This window comes from Micromonospora sp. CA-259024, assembly GCF_050936255.1.
In the GTDB taxonomy this organism is placed as follows: domain Bacteria; phylum Actinomycetota; class Actinomycetes; order Mycobacteriales; family Micromonosporaceae; genus Micromonospora.
The window spans coordinates 89,978-109,199 of sequence record NZ_JBNJND010000001.1; the positions used below are offsets into that span (position 1 = coordinate 89,978).

Annotated in this window: 17 protein-coding genes; 6 read left to right on the top strand and 11 right to left on the bottom strand. The window is 72.6% G+C overall.

The genetic code is table 11. From position 1 onward, the window contains the following. Window positions 1–18: 18 nt before the first annotated feature. From ACQEUX_RS00440 to nadA, 5 genes are all read right to left on the bottom strand, one after another. The gene (locus ACQEUX_RS00440) at window positions 19–4,581 is read right to left on the bottom strand and encodes a WG repeat-containing protein (protein WP_433039603.1); all 4,563 of its coding nucleotides are present in this window, start codon (window positions 4,579–4,581) and stop codon (window positions 19–21) included. Between the two features lie 388 nt (window positions 4,582–4,969). Continuing rightward, entirely contained in the window at window positions 4,970–5,530 is a 561-nt protein-coding gene (locus ACQEUX_RS00445) for a helix-turn-helix domain-containing protein (protein ID WP_433039605.1), read from the bottom strand. A 198-nt stretch (window positions 5,531–5,728) separates the two neighbouring features. After that, window positions 5,729–6,322, bottom strand: coding sequence for a DUF3043 domain-containing protein (locus ACQEUX_RS00450; RefSeq protein ID WP_433039607.1), 594 nt, complete (start codon window positions 6,320–6,322; stop codon window positions 5,729–5,731). A 116-nt stretch (window positions 6,323–6,438) separates the two neighbouring features. After that, a complete protein-coding gene (gene murA / locus ACQEUX_RS00455) occupies window positions 6,439–7,794 on the bottom strand; it encodes a UDP-N-acetylglucosamine 1-carboxyvinyltransferase (RefSeq protein ID WP_433039609.1) in 1,356 nt (451 codons plus the stop codon). A 212-nt stretch (window positions 7,795–8,006) separates the two neighbouring features. Continuing rightward, entirely contained in the window at window positions 8,007–9,206 is a 1,200-nt protein-coding gene (gene nadA / locus ACQEUX_RS00460) for a quinolinate synthase NadA (protein WP_433039611.1), read from the bottom strand. Window positions 9,207–9,250: 44 nt separating this feature from the next. On the opposite strand from nadA, the gene ACQEUX_RS00465 reads away from it, so the two are divergent. The 3 genes from ACQEUX_RS00465 to ACQEUX_RS00475 all read left to right on the top strand — a co-directional run bounded on the left by ACQEUX_RS00465 (window position 9,251) and on the right by ACQEUX_RS00475 (window position 12,116). After that, the gene (locus ACQEUX_RS00465; RefSeq protein WP_433039613.1) at window positions 9,251–10,414 is read left to right on the top strand and encodes a glycerate kinase family protein; all 1,164 of its coding nucleotides are present in this window, start codon (window positions 9,251–9,253) and stop codon (window positions 10,412–10,414) included. A gap of 178 nt (window positions 10,415–10,592) precedes the next feature. Next, window positions 10,593–10,961 (top strand): iron-sulfur cluster insertion protein ErpA, encoded by a 369-nt coding sequence (gene erpA, locus ACQEUX_RS00470; RefSeq protein ID WP_007463211.1) that lies wholly within the window; start codon window positions 10,593–10,595, stop codon window positions 10,959–10,961. A gap of 180 nt (window positions 10,962–11,141) precedes the next feature. Continuing rightward, entirely contained in the window at window positions 11,142–12,116 is a 975-nt protein-coding gene (locus tag ACQEUX_RS00475; protein WP_433039615.1) for a carbohydrate kinase family protein, read from the top strand. A gap of 137 nt (window positions 12,117–12,253) precedes the next feature. Here ACQEUX_RS00475 and ACQEUX_RS00480 read toward each other — a convergent pair whose 3' ends face one another. Together ACQEUX_RS00480 and ACQEUX_RS00485 are read right to left on the bottom strand one after the other, a co-directional pair. Continuing rightward, window positions 12,254–12,487 (bottom strand): sulfurtransferase TusA family protein, encoded by a 234-nt coding sequence (locus ACQEUX_RS00480; RefSeq protein WP_433039617.1) that lies wholly within the window; start codon window positions 12,485–12,487, stop codon window positions 12,254–12,256. Continuing rightward, window positions 12,484–13,635, bottom strand: a complete 1,152-nt coding sequence (locus tag ACQEUX_RS00485) for a cysteine desulfurase family protein (protein ID WP_433039619.1) — start codon at window positions 13,633–13,635, stop codon at window positions 12,484–12,486. The genes ACQEUX_RS00480 and ACQEUX_RS00485 overlap by 4 nt, the downstream gene beginning before the upstream one ends. Before the next feature lie 230 nt (window positions 13,636–13,865). Between ACQEUX_RS00485 and ctaC the strand changes: the two genes are divergently transcribed. Both ctaC and ACQEUX_RS00495 read left to right on the top strand, forming a co-directional pair. Continuing rightward, on the top strand, window positions 13,866–14,837 hold the full coding sequence (gene ctaC, locus ACQEUX_RS00490; protein WP_433039621.1) for an aa3-type cytochrome oxidase subunit II: 972 nt from the start codon (window positions 13,866–13,868) through the stop codon (window positions 14,835–14,837). Between the two features lie 9 nt (window positions 14,838–14,846). Beyond that, window positions 14,847–15,272: a cytochrome c oxidase subunit 4 gene (locus tag ACQEUX_RS00495; protein WP_433039623.1), complete on the top strand. Its 426-nt coding sequence runs from the start codon at window positions 14,847–14,849 to the stop codon at window positions 15,270–15,272. 172 nt (window positions 15,273–15,444) lie between these two features. Here ACQEUX_RS00495 and ACQEUX_RS00500 read toward each other — a convergent pair whose 3' ends face one another. The 4 genes from ACQEUX_RS00500 to ACQEUX_RS00515 form a co-directional block, all read right to left on the bottom strand. Continuing rightward, window positions 15,445–15,651 carry a hypothetical protein gene (locus ACQEUX_RS00500; RefSeq protein WP_433039625.1) on the bottom strand — a complete coding sequence of 69 codons (207 nt, stop codon included), beginning with the start codon at window positions 15,649–15,651 and terminating at the stop codon, window positions 15,445–15,447. Between the two features lie 288 nt (window positions 15,652–15,939). Further along, on the bottom strand, window positions 15,940–16,986 hold the full coding sequence (trpD, locus tag ACQEUX_RS00505; protein ID WP_433039627.1) for an anthranilate phosphoribosyltransferase: 1,047 nt from the start codon (window positions 16,984–16,986) through the stop codon (window positions 15,940–15,942). Window positions 16,987–17,076: 90 nt separating this feature from the next. After that, window positions 17,077–17,472 carry a hypothetical protein gene (locus ACQEUX_RS00510; protein WP_007463197.1) on the bottom strand — a complete coding sequence of 132 codons (396 nt, stop codon included), beginning with the start codon at window positions 17,470–17,472 and terminating at the stop codon, window positions 17,077–17,079. Between the two features lie 107 nt (window positions 17,473–17,579). Beyond that, window positions 17,580–18,500, bottom strand: a complete 921-nt coding sequence (locus ACQEUX_RS00515; protein WP_433039629.1) for a cytochrome c oxidase assembly protein — start codon at window positions 18,498–18,500, stop codon at window positions 17,580–17,582. 108 nt (window positions 18,501–18,608) lie between these two features. Here ACQEUX_RS00515 and ctaE point away from each other — a divergent pair, with 108 nt between their 5' ends. Beyond that, entirely contained in the window at window positions 18,609–19,208 is a 600-nt protein-coding gene (ctaE, locus tag ACQEUX_RS00520) for an aa3-type cytochrome oxidase subunit III (protein ID WP_130403103.1), read from the top strand. The last annotated feature ends 14 nt before the right edge of the window (window positions 19,209–19,222 follow it).

Consider the following 19,222-nt stretch of genomic DNA (forward strand, 5'->3'; position numbering starts at 1 on the left):
CCAGCGGCGACCGGGCACTCAGAGCACCGGGTTGGCGTCGGTGAGTAGCCGGTCGATCTCCGCCAGCACCTCGGCGCGATCGCGATGGACGGGGTCGATCAGCGGCTCGCCGCGCCGGTCCAGTGCACCCCACCGCCCGGTACCGCTGCCTACCAGGAACGCCACCGGGTGGATGACCAGCATCGGGTACGTCGGCGGGACCAGCACCGCGCCGGTGCGGTCCACCACGCCACGCCGGCCGGCCACGTCGACCACGGCGAGCCCTTCGTCGGTGAACCCGTCGATCTGCTGACCATCGGCCAACTCGGTGACGAACCCGTGGTAGCGGGTGGGCACGACGATGCGGCCGGTCCGGTCGACCGCCCCCCACCCCTCGCGCCGGACGGCGGCCAGCCCGCGGCGGAACGGTCGCACCTCGGCGAAGTTGGGCGGGACCTGCACCGCGCCGGTCGCGTCGATCGCCGTCCAGCCGCCGTCGCCGACCACCCACGCCAGGCCGTCGCTGAAGGGGCGCGCCATCCGGTACGACGGCGGGATCACCGTCGTACCGAGCAGGTTGATCAGCGACCACCGGTCGGTGTCGGGGCGGCGGACCCAGGCCAGCCCGTCGTGGAACGGCTGCACCTCCGCGTACCGGGCGGGGATGACCAGGTCGCCGTCCGGGTCGGTATACCCCCACAGGGGCCCGTCCTGGCCCGGCATCGGGGGTCGGTCGCGGTCGAGGATGTCGTCCCGACTCCGGGGGTACGGCCCGAAGCCGCCCGCCGACGCGCGGGCGGTGACCGCGTCGAGAGCCACCCGGACCCGGTCCAGCAGTTCGGCGTCGCCGGCGCCGCGCAGGTCGAGTGCCCGCTCGAAGTGGTGGCAGGCCTCCATCAGCCGCCCCTGGTCGTAGCAGGACCGTCCGGCATGTTCGTGCAGCGCGGCCCGCAACCGGTCGGGCAGCTCGATCGAGTTCGCCCGGGCGAACAGCAGATCGGCCTCGGTGAAGTCGCCGCGCCAGCGCAGCACGTGGGCGAGCCGGGCCTGGGCCAGCGCGGTCCGGCGCAGCTCGCCGGTGGCCTCGGCGTAGGTGAGGGCGAGCCGACCGTCGGCCAGCGCGTCGTCCAGGTCGCCGAGGATCCGTGAGGCCACCGCCCGCAGGCTGAGCAAACGGGCGCGGGCGCGGTTGTCGATGGCCGAGCCCAACTTCTCGGTCAGCCGCCGCCGGATGGCCCGCAGGTCGTCCGGCTCCGTCAGCTCCTCGCGAAGCGTGACCGGGTCGAGCCGCCAGCGGTACGCCGCCAGGACCTGCTCCGGGTCGCCCTGGTCGGCCAGCGACGGGCGGGTCGCCGCTGGCGGAGCGTCGCCGGGTGGTGCGGAGACCGGCACGCTCTCCCCGCCCGAGCCGGTCCGCGGGCTGGGAACGGATGAGGCGGGTGGCCCGGACGTCGGCACCGCCGATGCGGGTGGCGCGGATACAGGAGGCGCGGACACGGGTGGTGTCGACACGGGCGGTGCTGAGACGGGTGGCGCTGAGGTGGGCGCGGGTGGTGCTGAGACGGGTGGTGCTGAGAAGGGTGCGGGTGGTGCTGAGACGGGCGGTGCTGAGGTGGGTGCGGGTGGCGCTGAGACGGGCGGTGCTGAGACGGGTGCCGCGGCGACCGGCGGCGCGGAGATGGGCGCTACGGGAGGTGCTGAGACCGGAGGAGCGGGGGAAGCAGAGACCGGCGGGGCTGAGACGGGCGCTGCCGAGACGGGAGCGGCCGCGTCGTCGTCGGGCGCTGACGGTCGGGCCGGCGGCGTAGCGACGACCGCCCAGTCGTCGGCCCGCGAGTCGGCCATCGGCTCGGCGGTGCTCCGACCGCCCGCGGCGTCCGACGATCCGTCGTACGGCGGGCTCTCGTCCGGGTTGTCGTCGACCGGATCGATGTCCCCGATGGGCCGGGCGGTGACCGGCGGCTGCTCGGCTTCGGCGGCGGCTTCGGCCTGGTCGTGGCCCGGGGCGGTGGAAGGTGCGCCCGAGACCGGCCGGTTGCCCGCCACCGATTCCGGCCCGACGGTTGGCTGCGCGTCGTCGATCAGGTCGTCCGCCCCGGTGTGGGGGGCGCCGGAGATCGGGCGTGCGGGCGGTGCGGAGATCGGCTCGGGAACGTCAGTCGGTGTCGACCCGGGCTCGCCGGCCACGTCGCGGCGGACGTCGGCGGACGGTGCCGGCGGATCGCGGTCCACCGTGGTCGACGCGGTGACGGAGTAGGGGTCGCTGGCCGTCGACTCACCGTCGGCGGAGTCGGACGGCTGCGGGTCCGGCGCCGGCTCGTCCCGAACCGACTCGGCCGGCTGAGCGGGGCTGAACCACGCCTCCGGCCCGCGGGCGCCCGGAACCACGTCTGGCTCGCGAACGGGCGCCACCGGCCCTTCCGAAGGCGGCGGGGGTACGTAGCGGCGCGGTGTACCAGGGGCCGGTGGGAGCGCCAGTTCGACGTCCTCGACCGAAGGCTGCTGGTTCGCAGGGGGCGGCGTCCCAGGAGCCGGGGTCGCAGGGGCCGGGGCTGTCGGGGCGGGCCGGGTGGTCGGTGGGGCCGGGACCTGCCAGGTGGGCGGCGGCGTGACCGGCGGGCGCGCGTCCGCCGTCGGGGCCAGGCGCTCCGGGGTGATGGGCCGCTCCGGCGTGATCGGCCGCTCCGGCGTGATCGGCCGGTCCGGTGCGACCGGGCGGCGATCGGTCGGCGCGGTGCTGTCCAGCGGGTCGCCAACCCGGCGGCGGTCCGGGGTCGGCTCGCCTGCGCGCTGCTGGTCCACCGGGCGGCTCCCGGTGTCCGGGCCGGCGTAACGCGGCGGCGGGGTGGGGTGCGCCCCGGCAGCCGGTGCGGTCGGCGTCCGGCGCCCAGGCGGCAGCGGGGCATCCGGCCGTTCGTCGGAGACCGGCGGGTCTACCGGCGCGGGCAGGTACTCCAGCCGCAGCCGTGCGGCCGGGGGACCCGAGACGGGCACGTCCGTCGCCGGGGAGGCCGGCGAGACCGGGGCGGCCGACACCGGCCGGCCCCGTTCGGGTGCGGCGGGGGAGACGGGCGCGGCCGACACCGGCCGGCCCTGGCCGGGTGCGGCGGGGGAGACGGGTACGGGCGACACCGGTCGCTCCGGGGCGACCGGCGGGACCGGCGCGGCACGGCCTGACGTGGCTGGTGCCGGCGCAGCCGTAGCGGCCGGGCGTACCGGTCGCTCGTCGTACCGGGACGGCGTGGCCGCCGGCCGCTCGGGCCGTGCGGCCGGGCGCGACGGGATGCCCGGCTCGGCGCTGCGGTGTGGGTCGGCGCTGCGGTGTGGGTCGGGGGTGCGGTGTGGGTCGGGGGTGCGGTGTGGGTCGGTACGGTGGCCCGGTTCCCGGGTGCGGTCCGGACGCACCGGCCCCGGCGGCGGCCAGGGCAGGCCGCCGTCCGGCCGCTGGCCCGGCTGCGGCCGAGGCTCGCGGTATCCGTTCTCGCGATGCCCGTCCTCGCGGTATCCGTCCGGTCGGGTCTCCTCACGGGGACGCCGGTCCGGGTACGCCTCGGCCCGGGCCGCTGCCTCACGGGGCTGCGGCCGGTGCGGGTCGGTGTCGGGTCGACGCCGGTCGTCGTCGCGGCGGGGCTGGTCAGGCATCTCCGGCTCGGGCCGGCGCCGTCGTCCACCGTTGGGTGACTCTGCCGCGCCGACTCCCTCGTCCGCGCGGTAGCGCCGCTCTGGGCGACGCACGTCGTCGGCGGCCCGGTCCGGGTACCCGTCGGCCCGGTAGCGCGCGCGGCCGTCCACCGGCGTCCACTGGTCGGCCCCGTCGGCGGCTCGGTCGTCGACCGTCCGGCCGTCGTGCTCTCGGGCGGGCCGTACGCCATATGCGTCGCCGGGGTGCCGTTCGTAACCGGCGGCCGGCCGCTCCGGCGTACCGCGCCGACGCGCCGCCTCGTCCGGCTCCGGCACCCAGCTGGAATCGGACCGGGGCGCGGGGGAAACCGGCGACGTGCCCGGGTAGCCCCGATCCCGCTCGGTGGGCTCCTGCCGTGGGCGGCGGCTGTCGTACCGCTCGGCGGGCTGGTCCCGGTGCCAGGCGGCCTCTCGCGCCGGTCCCCGCTCGTCGGCGGGGCGTCGGTCGGACCAGGCGGTACGCCGGTCCGTCTCGGGGGAGCGGCGATCGTCGCGCCGGGGCGGTTCGGGTAGCGGCCGGCGGTACGGTTCGTGGTCGTAGCCGCGGGAGTCCGCGCTGTCGGGCCGGCCGTAGGCGGACGTGTCAACCGAGCGTGTCTCGCCGCGGGACCGGCCGTAGGTGGGTGCCTCTCCCGGCTCGTCGTCCACCCAGGACCGGCCGTGGGGTGCCGGGTCTGCCGGCGGTTCGTCGGACCAGGATCGGCCGATGTAGGTGCCGTCCGGGCGGGTGGGCGCGAGCGGCGGCACCTCGGCTCGGCCGGTTACCGTCGCCCGGCCGCGCGGCGGTGGCGGCTGGTGGAGCATGCCGATGTCGCCGGGGTAGCGCTGGCCGGGGAACTGGGGGTGCCACTCGGTGGTCGGTTCGACCACCCAGGACGGTTCGTTCGGGTCCGGCCACCGGTCGGTGTAGCGGCCGTTCATCCGCCGAGCCCGTCGCCACACCCGGCCGCTCGGCCGATCCCCGCCGGAGGTGAGCTTTCCGCAGCCGTCGTCGGGTGACCGCCGGGCGTCCGGTCGCCGCCTGCCACGCCCCGGTGGCCGGCTCGCGTCCGCTCGCTCACGGCGTTGTCACCTCGTTGCAAATTGTCGCGCTGGGGCCTCGCGTGCCGGTCAGGTCGCCCGCTCCAGCAGGGCGCGTGGCTGCGGATGGAGGGTAACGGCGAGGGCTCGCTCAACGCCACTGTGGCGCCGCCCACCGGCGCAAACGTTATCCCATTGGTTTCGGACATTTGGCCCTATAACAGAATCTGGTCTCCGACCATACCGCACGCGAAGACCGTCAGGCCCCGGGCGGGACCGCCGACCTCGGTCAGGGATGTTCCATGATGAGGACGGCGAACGTGCCGGGGGCGAGCGCTTCGTAGCGGTGCGGGGTGTCACCGGGGAACGCGGCGTAGTCGCCGGGGCCGAGTTCGACCGGACCCGTCTCGGCGCCGACCCGCAGTCGGCCGGCGGCGACCACCACGTGCTCGACGCTGCGGGGGGTGTGCCCGTCCGTGGCTCGGACCGCGCCCGGCTCCAGCTCGATCAGGTAGACGTCGCGACGCAGGTGCGCCGCACCGGCGCTGAGCAGAGTCCCGGTGAAGTCGGCCTGCTCGGAGCGGACCTGGGGCCCGTCGCCCGCCCGGATCACCCGTACGCCCTCGTCGGCCGGCTCCACCAGTCGGCTGAACGGCACGCCGAGTGCCACGCCCACCGCCCAGAGCGTCTCCACGCTCGGGTTGCCGGTGCCCGACTCCAGTTGGGAGAGGGTGGACTCGGCCACCCCCGCCCGGCGGGCGAGTTCGCTCAGCGAGATGCCGACGCGTTCCCGCTCCCGGCGCAGGGCGGCGGCGATGGTGACCAACGGGGCAGCCGGTTCCGGAGGCATGCGTTCGCTCCCATTGGATCAACGTTCGGGCTGACGAACAGCGACAACCTGTTCAGCGAGATGATCCATTGGGACGGTACAACGAACACCGTGCGTCCGGACGCCTTCGCGACCTGCGTGCCCTCGGCGTGGCCATGATTGCCGCCGGTGCCGGCAGGTCCACTGACCGTGCCGTTGGGCCGGGGTGCCCTGGTGGGGTCAGACCTTGTCGCCGAGCTTGACCTGGGGGGCCGGGGCGCGCATCCGCCGGAAGGTGATCGACCGCATGACCGCGTAGAGGAAGAGCGAGCCCATCCGCTGATCGGTCTTCGGGAAGCGCTCCCGGACCAGCTTGCTGATCTTGCGACAGATCAGCACCGAGTCGATGACGACGCCCAGTGCCAACGCGCCCCAGAGCACGTTGGAGATCAACCGAACCAGCGGCGGCATGGCCGCGTTGGACCCGATCAGCACGATCAGCGCACCGCCGAAGAACCAGGTGCCGACGGTACGCCGGGAGTCGACCACGTTGCGGGCCAGCAGCCGCTCCGGGCCGCGGTCGCGGGGGCCGCCCTCGCGGCGGAACTCCGACGCGGCCTCGGCGCGCAGTTGCCGGCGACGCTCCCGCTCCTCCTCCTTCGTGAGGGGGCGGGTAGGGCCGGCCGGGCGGCGGCCGGCGGTCGGCCGCTTCGGCGTCTCCCGACCCTTGGCCGGGGTGTAACCCCGGGGACGCTCGGCGGTCTCTTCGGGGGTCACCGAGGAGACGGCCTCGTCGACGAGGTCGGTGGACTTGCGGCGAAAGAGCGACGGCACGCGGCAAGGGTAGCCAACGGTCCGCGCCCGGTGCACATCGCGGTGCAACAGGCCGACGGCTCCAGGTCGCAGCGCGCGACCTGGAGCCGTCGTAGCCGAACGAAGGGTGACCGAGGTTACGGACGCTCGGCGTGCGCGCCCAGGTCGGCGAGCTTCGCCTCGAAGTCCTCGTAGCCCCGGTTGATCAGGTCGACGCCATACACCCGGGAGGTGCCCTCGGCCGCGAGCGCCGCGATCAGGTGGCTGAAACCGGCCCGCAGGTCCGGGATGACCAGGTCGGCGGCGTGCAGCTTGCTCGGCCCGGCGATCACCGCCGAGTGCTTGAAGTTGCGCCGGCCGAAGCGGCACGGGGTGCCGCCGAGGCAGTCCCGGTAGACCTGGATGTTGGCGCCCATCGAGTTCAGTGCCTCGGTGTAGCCCAGCCGCTGCTCGTAGACCGTCTCGTGGACGATCGACAGGCCACGGGCCTGGGTGAGCGCCACGACCAGTGGTTGCTGCCAGTCGGTCATGAAGCCGGGGTGCACGTCGGTCTCCAGCGCCACCGCGTTCAGCTCGCCGCCCGGGTGCCAGAAGCGGATACCGCCCTCCTGGCCCGGGTCTCCCAGCTTCGGCGCACGCGCGTCGGTGACCTCGTACTCGCCGCCGACCGAGCGGAAGACGTTCAGGAAGGTCATCATGTCGGCCTGCTGCGCGCCGAGCACCTCGACGTCACCCCGGGTGGCCAGCGCGGCGGCCGCCCAGCTCGCCGCCTCGATCCGGTCCGGGATCGGCCGGTGGGTGTAGCCGTGCAGCTTCGGCACGCCCTGGATCTCGATCACCCGGTCGGTGTGGACCTTGATGATCGCGCCCATCTTCTGCAGGATGCAGATCAGGTCGATGATCTCCGGCTCCACCGCCGCGTTGCGCAGCTCGGTGACGCCCTCGGCCATCACCGCGGTCAGCAGCACCTGCTCGGTGGCGCCGACGCTCGGGTACGGCAGGGCGAACTTGGTGCCGTGCAGCCCGTTCGGCGCGGACAGGTGCAGACCCTCCGGCCGCTTGTCGACCGTGGCGCCGAACTCTCGCAGCGCCTGGAGGTGGAAGTCGATCGGGCGCGGGCCGATGTGGCAGCCGCCCAGATCCGGGATGAACGCGTGCCCGAGCCGGTGCAGCAGCGGGCCGCAGAACAGGATCGGGATCCGGCTGGAACCGGCGTGCACGTTGATCTGGTCGGTGCTGGCGCTTTCCACGTTCGCGGGGTCGAAGACGAGCTCGCCGTCCTCGGTGCCGTCGGTGACCTTGACGCCGTGCAGGCCGAGTAGACCCCGGACCACCTCGACGTCGCGGATCTTCGGCACGTCGAACAACCGGCTCGGGCTGTCGCCGAGCAGCGCGGCGACCATCGCCTTCGAAACCAGGTTCTTCGCGCCGCGCACGCGGATCCGCCCTTCAAGCGGAGTGCCTCCGTGCACGACCAGGACGTCGTCGGTCAACGCAACCTCCAGCGCGTCGGTGCTGCCGTGTTGATGGTGGGGAGCATGAACGTTGTCGCTACCCCGGATGCGGCCATGTCGAAACGGCCCGCGTGTGTCGTCGCTCCGGCAGCATAGCCCTCGGTGACGGAAAAGGACTCGGTCACATCGGCGTGTGTGGCATTAATCGGTGATCCGGCACTTTTGCGTACCAAGAGCGCTACGGATCGTGATCAGGACGCCGCCGGCGGCGGGGTGTCCGCGCCGGGCAGGGCGAGCATCTGGTCCAGCGCGACCCGGGCGTGGTGCGCGGTGTCCGCATCCACCGTGATCTGGTTGACCACCCGACCCGCGACCAGCTCCTCAAGCGCCCAGACCAGGTGCGGAAGATCGATCCGGTTCATCGTCGAGCAGTAGCAGACGGCCTTGTCCAGGAACATGACCTGCTTGTCCGGGTGTGCCAGCGCCAGCCGGCGGACCAGGTTCAGCTCGGTGCCCACCGCCCACGCCGAGCCGGCCGGAGCCGCCTCGATGGCCTTGATGATGTACTCGGTCGAGCCGACGTAGTCGGCGGCGGTGACCACCTCGTGCCGGCACTCCGGGTGGACCAGGACGTTCACCCCGGGCACCCGCTCCCGCACGTCGTTGACGCTGTCCAGCGTGAACCGGCCGTGCACCGAGCAGTGCCCCCGCCAGAGGATCATCTTGGCGTCGCGCAGCTGCTCCGGCGTGAGCCCGCCACCGGGCTTGTGCGGGTCGTAGAGCACGCAGTCGTCCAGCGACAGGCCCATCTCCAGCACCGCCGTGTTACGGCCCAGGTGCTGATCGGGCAGGAAGAGCACCTTCGAGCCCTGCTCGAACGCCCAGTCCAGAGCCCGCTTGGCGTTGGAGGAGGTGCAGACCACGCCACCGTTGCGACCCACGAAGCCCTTGATGTCGGCCGAGGAGTTCATGTACGTCACCGGCACGGTCTCGCCGGCGATGCCCAGCTCGGTCAGCGTGTCCCACGCGGCCTCGACCTGGTCCAGGACCGCCATGTCCGCCATCGAGCAGCCCGCCGCGAGGTCGGGAAGGATCACCCGCTGGGCGTCGGTGGTGAGGATGTCGGCGCTCTCGGCCATGAAGTGCACACCGCAGAAGACGATGTACTCCGCGTCCGGACGGGCCGCGGCCTCCCGGGCCAGCTTGAACGAGTCGCCGGTCACGTCGGCGAACTGGATCACCTCGTCGCGCTGGTAGTGGTGCCCCAACACGAAGACCTTGCTCCCCAGCTTCGCCTTCGCGGCCGTGGCACGAGCCACCAGATCAGGATCGCTGGGCGCCGGCAGATCGCCCGGACACTCGACGCCGCGCTCGGTGTCGGGGTCGCTGCCCCGGCCGAGCAGCAGCAGAGCCGTCGCCGTGTTGGAAGGTTCCACCCAGGTCGAAGTCACGTAGCCCATGGTCCCACAGCGCGAGCGCGACGCGGCTTGCCTCGATGTGGGCTGCCACACTGCTCGACATGCGCGTGCTGCTCTGCCCGGACAAGTTCGCCGGCACCCTGCCCGCGCCGGAGGTGGCCGCCGCGGTGGCCGCCGGCTGGCGCACCGTCACCGACGGTGACGATCTCCTGATCCGGCCGCTCGCCGACGGCGGGCCCGGGTTCGTGGAGGTGCTCGCCGAGGCCCTCGGCGGCCGGCGGGTACCGGTGTCGACGGTCGACCCGCTGGGCCGGCCGGCGTCCGGTGAGATCCTGCTCACCCCCGATGGCGCGACCGCCTACCTGGAGAGCGCCCAGGCGTGTGGGCTGCACCTGCTCTCCGCGGCCGAGCGTGACCCGAAGACCACCACCTCGTACGGGCTGGGCCTGTTGGTGGCCGCCGCGGCGGAGAGCGGTGCCAGGACGGTGGTGATCGGGCTGGGCGGCTCCGCCACCAACGACGCCGGAGCCGGAATGCTGGCCGCGCTGGGCGTGACCCCGCTCGACCCGGGCGGCGCCGCGCTGCCGTACGGCGGGGCGGCACTCGCCGCGGTCGACGCGTTGGACGGCGCGCCCCGGCTGCGGGGCGTCCGGCTGGTCGCGGCCACCGACGTGGACAACCCGCTGCTCGGCCTGCACGGCGCGAGCAACGTGTTCGGCCCGCAGAAGGGCGCCGACCGCGCTGACGTGTTGTTGCTCGACGCCGCGCTGGAGCGTTTCGCGGCGGTGCTGGAGCGGGACCTCCCCGGCTGCCCGGCGGGGCTCGGCGTGCTGCCCGGGGGCGGGGCCGCCGGCGGCATCGGCGCGGCGCTCCTCGCGCTGGGCGGCGGCTGCGAGTCGGGAATCGGCCTCGTCACCCGAGCCACCCGACTGGACGCCGCACTGGACACCGCCGACCTGGTGATCACCGGTGAGGGGTCGTTCGACCACCAGTCGCTGCGCGGCAAGGTGGTCGCCGGGGTGGCCGGCGCCGCCCGCGACCGGGGGGTCCCCTGCGTGGTGGTCGCCGGGCAGGTGAGCACCGGCCGGCGGGAGGCCGCCTCGGCCGGGGTGACCGACGCGTACAGCCTGGTCGAGCACTTCGGCGGCGAGGAGAGCGGCGGGCTCGACGCCGCGCTGAGCCGGCCCGCGGAGGGGCTACGCGAGCTGGGCGCCCGGCTGGCCCGGCAGTGGAGCCGCTGAGCGTTCCGGCCGCCCGGCGACCCGTACGACCGGGCCGACCTGCGGCGGGGGTCACGCCACGCGGGTGAGCCCGGCCGGGGCGGCGTACGATCGGGAAAGGACCACAACCGGGAATCACTGGACGGCGCGCGGCGTTGGCCAGTGCGTCCGGACCCAAACCGCGCAGGGAGACTTCCACGTGACCACGCCAGCGCAGACCGAGTCGACCGAGGCCCAGGCCCCTACTTCCGTCGTCCTCACCGACGTCGCGGCGCAGAAGGTCAAGGCTCTGATCGAGCAGGAGGGCCGCGACGACCTGCGGCTCCGGGTCGCGGTGCAGCCGGGTGGCTGCTCCGGCCTGCGGTACCAGCTCTTCTTCGACGAGCGTTCGCTCGACGGTGATGTCGTCACCGATTTCGGTGGTGTCGAGGTCGTCGTCGACCGGATGAGCGCTCCGTACCTTTCCGGCGCGACGATCGACTTCGCCGACCGGATCGACGCCCAGGGCTTCACCATCGACAACCCCAACGCGGGCAACTCCTGCGCCTGCGGTGACTCGTTCAACTGAGTCACGCCACACAGCAACGACGACGGGGCCGTCCTTCGGGACGGCCCCGTCGTCGTGTCGCTTGGGAGCGGTCCCGCGGTGGCCCCGGCGGGTCGTACGCCGTTGTCCGACCGACCCGTCACCGTCAATGTGCCGGGCCGGTAGGCTGACCGCGCCCTGCTCCCGACCCCGAGGGTTGACATGAAGATCGCCGTCACCGGCTCGATCGCCACCGATCACCTGATGAGCTTTCCCGGTCGCTTCGCCGACCAGCTCATCGCCGATCAGCTGCACAAGGTGTCCCTCTCCTTCCTGGTGGACGACCTGGTGCTCCGTCGCGGCGGAGTGGCGGCGAACATCTCCTTCGGCATGGGGCAGCTCGGCCTGCGCCCGGTGCTGCTCGGCGCGGTGGGGGCGGACTTCGCCGACTACCGCTCCTGGCTGGAGCGCCACGGCGTGGACTGCGAATCGGTGCACATCAGCGAGGTGGCGCACACCGCCCGGTTCGTCTGCACCACCGACACGGACATGTGCCAGATCGCGTCGTTCTACGCCGGCGCGATGAGCGAGGCGCGCAACATCGAGCTCGCCCCGGTCGCCGAGCGGCTCGGCGGACTGGACCTGGTGCTGGTCAGCGCCAACGACCCCGAGGCGATGCTGCGGCATTCGGCCGAGTGCCGCACGCGCGGGTACGCGTTCGCCGCCGACCCGTCCCAGCAGCTCGCCCGGATGGGTGGCGAGGACGTGGTGGCGCTGATCGAAGGCGCCGAGTACCTGATGACCAACGACTACGAGAAGTCGCTGTTGCAGAGCAAGGCCGGGCTCAGCGACGACCAACTGCTGGACCTGGTCAAGGTGCGGGTCACCACGCTGGGCAAGCACGGCGTGGAGATCGCCGCTCGTGGCACCGACCCGATCCACGTACCGATCGCGCGGGAGATCCGGGCGGTCGACCCGACCGGGGTCGGCGACGGTTTCCGGGCCGGCTTCTTCACCGCGCTCTCCTGGGGGGTCAGCCTGGAGCGTGCCGCGCAGGTCGGCTCGCTGCTCGCCACCCTGGTCCTGGAAACGGTCGGGACTCAGGAGTACGAGGTCCGCCGCGACCTGTTCGTCAAGCGTCTGGCCGAGTCCTACGGCGACAGCGCGGCGGACGAGATCCGCCCCCACCTCTCGTAACCGAACCCCACCCCGCCCCACCTCCACCCCCCGCCCTCGCGATCTTGCACTTTCTGTCGCCGTTCTGCGGCTTTTGTGTGTTCTTGTCCAGCCAGAAACTGCAAGATCGGCGGGGTGGGGTGGGGTGAGCGATGGCGTCAGTGTGAGCGGCGGACGTCGTAGGCGGGGCCGTCGGGGCCGTTGACCGACCCGACGAACTCCTGGCCGCGCATCCGGCACCAGGCGGGAATGTCGACGGCCGCCGCCGGGTCGTCGGCGAGCACCCGGACCACCGTGCCCACCGGCACCTGCGGCAGCCGGCGGGCCGCCGCGATCACGGGCAGCGGGCAGCGCTGCCCCCGGCAGTCGATCACCTCGTCCGGCATCGTCACAGCCCCACCACCCCGGCCTCGGCGCGCAGCTCGGCGACGATCCCGGGCAGCTCGCTGAGGAACCGCTCGACGTCCGCCTCGGTCGTCTCCCGGTGCAGGCTGACCCGCACGTTGCCGTGCGAGAGCACCCCCATCGCCTCCAACACGTGTGACGGGCGAAGCGTGGACGAGGTGCAGGACGAGCCGGACGACACGGCGAAGCCCCGCCGGTCCAGTGCGTGCAGCAGCGCTTCGCCGTCGACGTACAGGCACGAGAAGGTGACCAGGTGGGGGAGCCGCAGCACCGGGTCGCCGACCACCTCCACGTCGGGCACCTCCGCCGTGACCCGTGCCCGGATCCGGTCCACCAGCGGGCCCAGCCGGGTCGCCTCGGCCGCCGCGTCGGCCGCCGCCGCCCGCAGGCTCGCCGCCGCCGCCACCACCGCGGGCAGGTTCACCACGCCGGGGGTACGCCCACCCTCCCGCTCGTCGGCCGGCCACGGTGACTCCCAGCGGGTGCTCTTGCGGACCGCCAGCACCCCCACCCCGGGTGGGCCGCCCCACTTGTGGGCGCTCGCGGTGAGTACGGACCAGCCGGCCGGTAGGGGTACCCGGCCGACCGACTGCGCCGCGTCCACGTAGAGCGGCACCCCCACGTCGGCGCAGGTGGCCGCCGCCTCGACGACCGGTTGCACGGTGCCCACCTCGTGACTGGCGGTGATCAGCGCGGCCAGCGCCACCCCGGGGGCACGGACGGCGGCCGACCACGCGGCCAGGTCCAGTCGGCCCAACCGGTCGACCGGCACCGGAGTAGCGGTTCCGCCCGCCGCGACGTGCCGCTCCGCGGCGTGCAGCACCGCCGAGTGTTCGATCGCCGAGTGCACCAGCGTCGACCCGATCCGACGCCGCCCCGCGAGGCCGCCGAGCACCGCGCCGTGGGCCGCGGTCGTGCCGCTGGGGGTGAAGGACACCTCGTCGGCGCGGACGCCGAGCGTCAGCGCGGTGGCCTCCCGGGCGGCGTCGAGCAGTTGCCGTGCCCGGCGGGCCTGGGTGTAGAGCTTGCCCGGGTCGGCCCAGCCATCGTCGAGTGCGGCCAGCAGCGCCTGCCGGGCGACCGGATGCATCGGCGCGGCGGTCGCCGCGTCCAGGTAGACCGGGGATGCACTCACGGGACCGCCTTTGTTCGCGACTGCGGGGCTCGCAACCCCGGCTCACTCCTCGCACTCACGGATCCCTACGCTATCGCGGCGGTATGCCCAGGATCCCCCCGATGGGGGGCGGACAGTGACCCCACCACGGTCGAGTCCGTCATGGTCGAGTAATCTGCGACCGTCGGTGACGCCTTTGCCGTCGGTGCCGAGGAAAGACGCACCGCGGCGCGCTAGGGAGGCAGGACCAGGTGGTCGCAAGGAGTTCGGAGGTACGGCCGTCGGCCGTACGGCACAGCGCTTCCCCAGGGGTCGGTGGACGCCGGGGGCGTGGTGCTGGTCGCTTGGCCGGGCTCGGTCTCGGTGGCGTGGCGCTGCTGGTCCTGCTCACGGGCTGTGATGTGGGTCAGACCTTTGACGGCTTCGGCTGGCCGCAGGGCGGCATATCGCCGGAGTCCCGGCGGATGTACGACCTGTGGATCGCCTCCTGCGTCGCCGCGCTCGCGGTCGGCGTCTTCGTGTGGGGCCTGATCTTCTGGTGCGTCGTGCGCTACCGCAAGCGTGGCAACGCGCTGCCGGTGCAGACCCGCTACAACATGCCGATGGAGTTCCTCTACACCATCGCGCCGATCCTGATCGTCTCCGTGCTCTTCTACTACACGGCGATCGTGCAGACCGACGTCGACAAGTTGTCGAAGAACCCGGACGTCACGGTCGAGGTCGTCGCCTTCAAGTGGAACTGGCAGTTCAACTACCGCGACGGCCAGGGTCCGGACGCCCGCACCACCGCGTCGACCCTCGGCACCAGCGAGGTCATCCCGGTGCTGGTGCTGCCGACCAACCGGTCCATCCGGTTCGAGGAGACCAGCCGCGACGTCATCCACTCGTTCTGGGTGCCGGAGCTGCTGTTCAAGCGGGACGTCATGCCGGGCAACATCCGCAACGTGTTCGAGGTCTCCAGCCTGAACGCCGAGGGTGCCTACGTCGGGCGTTGCGCCGAGCTGTGCGGCAGTTACCACGCATTCATGAACTTCGAGCTGCGGGTGGTCTCGCCGGAGAAGTACGACCAGTTCCTGGCGGCCAAGCAGGGCGGCAAGTCCACCCAGGACGCGCTCGCCCAGATCGGTGAGCAGCCGTACGCGGAGACCACGCGGCCGTTCGACACCCGGCGGACGCAGAGCAACTTCAACCCGGACAGCGCTCCGGCCGGCACGGGAAGCTGAGGCAGCCGCATGAAGACCGAGTGGCGTATCTTCCTCATCATCGCCGGGTTCCTCCTCGGTGCCACCGTCCTCTACGGTGCCTGGACGCACGGTGAGGCCGGCGGCGTCGAGTGGGTGGGCACCGTTGCCCTGCTGCTGTCCTTCCTGCTCTGCTCGATGTGCGGTGGCTTCTTCTGGTTCGTCTCCCGCCGGATCGACCTGCGTCCGGAGGACCGCGCGGACGCGGAGATCTCCGACGGCGCCGGTGAGGTCGGCTTCTTCAGCCCGGGTAGCTACTGGCCGTTCGGTCTGGCGCTCGCCGCCGCGCTCGCCGCGCTGGGCATGGTGTTCTGGCAGTACTGGCTGATCGGCGCCGGTCTGGTGGCGGTCGTTTTCGCCGCCTGCGGGCTGCTGTTCGAGTACTACTCGGGCACCCGGCGCACCGCCGAGCACTGATCCGCCAGGTCGCCGTCGCGACCGATCCGTACGCCACGAAGGCCCGTTCCCCCGGGGGAGCGGGCCTTCGTCGTATCCCCGGCCGCGCGGTGCCGGGCCATGTGGTGTGCGCGGGGCCGGGCCGGGTTGGGTGGCGCCGGGTTGGGCGGCGCTGGGTCGGGCCGGGTGGCGCTCAGGCCGCGTGGCGGCGGGTGGGCTGAGGGCGTCGGCGCTCGGCCAGCCAGGTGACCGGGAGGGCGAACGGGGCGACCACCACGGCGGAGCCGCAGTCGATGCAGATCAGCTCGGGACAGTCGGTGCCGTGACCGTCGACGCAGGGCGGTGCCTCGAACGGTGCCACGCCCTCGCAGACATCGCAGTAGAGCTCGCGGTGCGACACGGGCGTCTCCTCACTTCAGACGAACTCACTCCAGGCGAACCGCCTCCGGCATGCGACAGCGACGCACGGACGGAAGCGGAGAACTACTCAGCTGTAGTTTCCCAGACGGGTCCGACACATCCGCCCACCGCCGCCCGTTCGCAGGCAATCGGGCATGACCCACTCGTCATCATTGAAGTCGGGGTATCCGGGCCAGCCGGACACCACGGATTCAAGGAATCCGAGTGGATCACACCCCGAGGCGCGGGCGTCGCTGGGCCGGCGGCGAGGCAGGCCGCCGTGGTGGGGTCAGACGGTGGTGGCGGTCTCGATCCAGCGGTCGAGGGTCGCGGCGGCCGCACCGGAGTCGATCGACTCGGCCGCGCGGTCCAGGCCGGCACGCAGCGCCTCGGTCAGGTCGCCGTCGAGCGGGCCCTGGGTGGCCAGCGCCGCGGCGGCGTTGACGAGCACCGCGTCCCGGACCGGGCCCGTCTCGCCGGCCAGCAGGCGACGGGCCACGCCCGCGTTGTACGCGGCGTCACCGCCCCGCAGGTCCCCGAGGGTGGACCTGGGTACCCCCAGGTCCGTCGCGTCCAGCACAGCCTCACGTACGGTGCCGCCCTGGGCCGCCCAGACTCGGGTCGGCGCGGACGTGGTGAACTCGTCCAGACCGTCCTCGCCGCGCATCACCAGGACGGAGTCACCGCGGGCGGCGAACACGCCGGCCATCACCGGGGCCATCCGCGAGTCGAAGCAGCCGACGGCGCCGGCGCGGGGGCGGGCCGGGTTGGTCAGCGGGCCGAGGAAGTTGAAGACGGTGGGCACGCCCAGCTCCCGTCGGACCGGGCCGGTGTGCCGCATCCCCGGGTGGAACCGGGCCGCGAAGCAGAACCCGATGCCAGCCTCGGTGACGCAGCGGACGATCGCATCCGGATCGAGGTCGAGCGGGACGCCGAGGAACTCCAGGAGGTCGGCCGTGCCGCAGGAGGACGAGGCAGCCCGGTTGCCGTGCTTGACCACCCGGACGCCGGCGCCGGCCACCACCAGAGCGGCCATGGTGGAGATGTTGACCGTGTGGGCGAGGTCACCGCCGGTGCCCACCACGTCCAGCGCGGTGGAGCGCAGCTCGTCCGGGAGGTCGACCGGAACCGCCCGGCTCAACATCGTCTCCACCAGCCCAGCAAGCTCGGCCGACGTCTCACCCTTGGCCCGCAGCGCCACCGCGAAGCCGGCGACCTGCGCGGCGCCCGCCGAGCCGGCCATGATCTCGCCCATCGCCCAGGCGGTGTCGGCGGTGGACAGCTCCTCGCCGCGCAGCAGCGAGTTGAGCAGGTGCGGCCAGGTCCGATCGCCCATGGCGGGCCTCCCGAGCGTGCGAAGTGCGGGTGGGCTGGAACCGGCGCCGACTGGTCCGGCGCCGTGACGGTGCCGGAGAGCTGGAGGACGTCAGGCGGGTGCGTGCGTCCGCAGCAGCTCGGCCACCGTGCTGCCGGTGGTCACCGGGTCGAGCGGGTGCACCAGCGTCGCGTCGACCTCGGCGTACGCGGCGAGCCATCGGTCGGCGGCGCGGGCGATCACCAGACAGGTCGGGGGAGCGTCGTCCCGGTCGTCCTTGATCTGCCGGGCGATGCCGATGCCACCGCCCGGGCTGGCCTCACCGTCGAGCACCAGCAGGTCGATCTCGTAGTCGTCGACCAGTCGGATGGTCTCCGCGTAGGTCGACGCGTCGACGAACTCGATCTGCAGCCCGGGCGCGGGCCGGGTGCCGACGGCCAACCGCATCCGATCACGGACCTGTGGGTCGTCGCTGTAGAGCAGGACGGTGCAAAGACGATCGCTCATTCCGGCACTCCGGTTCCACCTCGTAGCTGCCCGCCGATCGTACCGGTCGGCGTGACGTAGCCGACATCCCGCCTGTCGCCGCTCGTCGGGCGTGCCGTCCGCGCAGCTCAGGCGGCTGCGGCGTCGGCGGCGCGTTCGCGGGCCTCCTGGCGGTCCAGCTCGCGGTCGACCCGGCGGGCCTCCCGCTCGGACTGCTTGACCCACTGCACCACCAGAACCGCGAGCATGGTCACACTGACGAACTCACCACCGGCCCAGAGGATGCCGCCGGCGACCACCTGGTCCGCCCAGGGATCGACCCAGCCCAGGTTGAGGGACGGGTACCAGTCGCCGCCGAAGAGCGTGCTGCTCTGCATGATGGTGAGGCCGAGCACGGTGTGGAACGGCACGGAGAGCAGCATCAACAGCGCACGCGCCGGGTACGGCCAGCGGCCGGGCAGCGGGTCGAGGCCGAGCAGCGGCCAGAAGAACACGCAGCCGGTCATGATGAAGTGCGCGTGCACCAGCTCGTGCGCCCAGGCGTGCTCCAGGGTGAAGCGGTACAGGTCGCTGAAGTACAGCGCGAACGGGTTGACCACGAAGATGGCGAACGCCACCAGCGGGAAGCTGTAGATCCGGGCGCCGCGGCTGTGGACGATCGCCAGCAGGCGCTTGCGTGGCCCGACCGGCAGGGTCCGCAGGGCCAGGGTCATCGGCGCGCCCAGCGCCAGGAAGATCGGCGCCACCATGGACAGCACCATGTGCTGGATCATGTGCACGGACAGCAGCGCGGTGTCGTACGCGTGCAGCCCGCCGACCGTGACCAGCGCGATACCGCCCAGCCCGGGGCCGATGAAGAAGACGGTACGGGTGATGGGCCACCGGTCGCCGCGCATGCGCAGCCGGTGCACCCCGTAGAGGTACAGGCCGGCGGCGAGCACCAGGCCGAGAGCCAGCCAGCTGTCCAGCCGGGTCTCGGTCAGCACCGCGCCGACGGTGAACGGCGGCGGGGCCGAGGTGGCGGCGAAGATCGGATCGACGTGCAGCACGCTTTTCAGGCTAGGCCAGGCGAACCGGACCCTGACGCCCGGGCCACGGAAGGCGCGGGTTTGCCACCCCGCTGATCGCCGGCCCCGGTCAGGGGCAATAATGACGGCGTGACTGCGGCCCCAGCCATTGACAAGAGCCGGATCCACTCTCTGACCCGACCAAACATGGTCAGTGTCGGGACGATCGTGTGGCTCTCCAGCGAACTCATGTTCTTCGCGGCGCTTTTCGCGATGTACTTCTCGATCCGCGCGGCTGCGCCGGAGCAGTGGGAGAAGCACACCGAGGCGCTGAACATCCCCTACGCGACCACCTTCACGGTGATCCTGGTGCTGTCCTCGGTGACCTGCCAGCTCGGCGTCTTCGCGGCAGAGAAGGGCGACGTGCACGCGCTGCGGCGCTGGTTCACCGTCACCTTCGTGATGGGCCTGATCTTCGTGCTCGGCCAGCTGAACGAGTACCGGCACCTGGTCGCCGACGGCGTGAAGATCAACGGAGACGGTTACGGGTCGGTGTTCTACCTGACCACCGGCTTCCACGGCCTGCACGTGACCGGTGGCCTGATCGCCTTCATCATCTTCATGGTCCGCACGACCATGGGCCGGTTCACCCCGGCGCAGGCGACCTCGGCGATCGTCGTGTCGTACTACTGGCACTTCGTCGACGTCGTGTGGATCGGGCTGTACGCCATGATCTACTGGCTCCAGTGATCTTGCGCGTCACA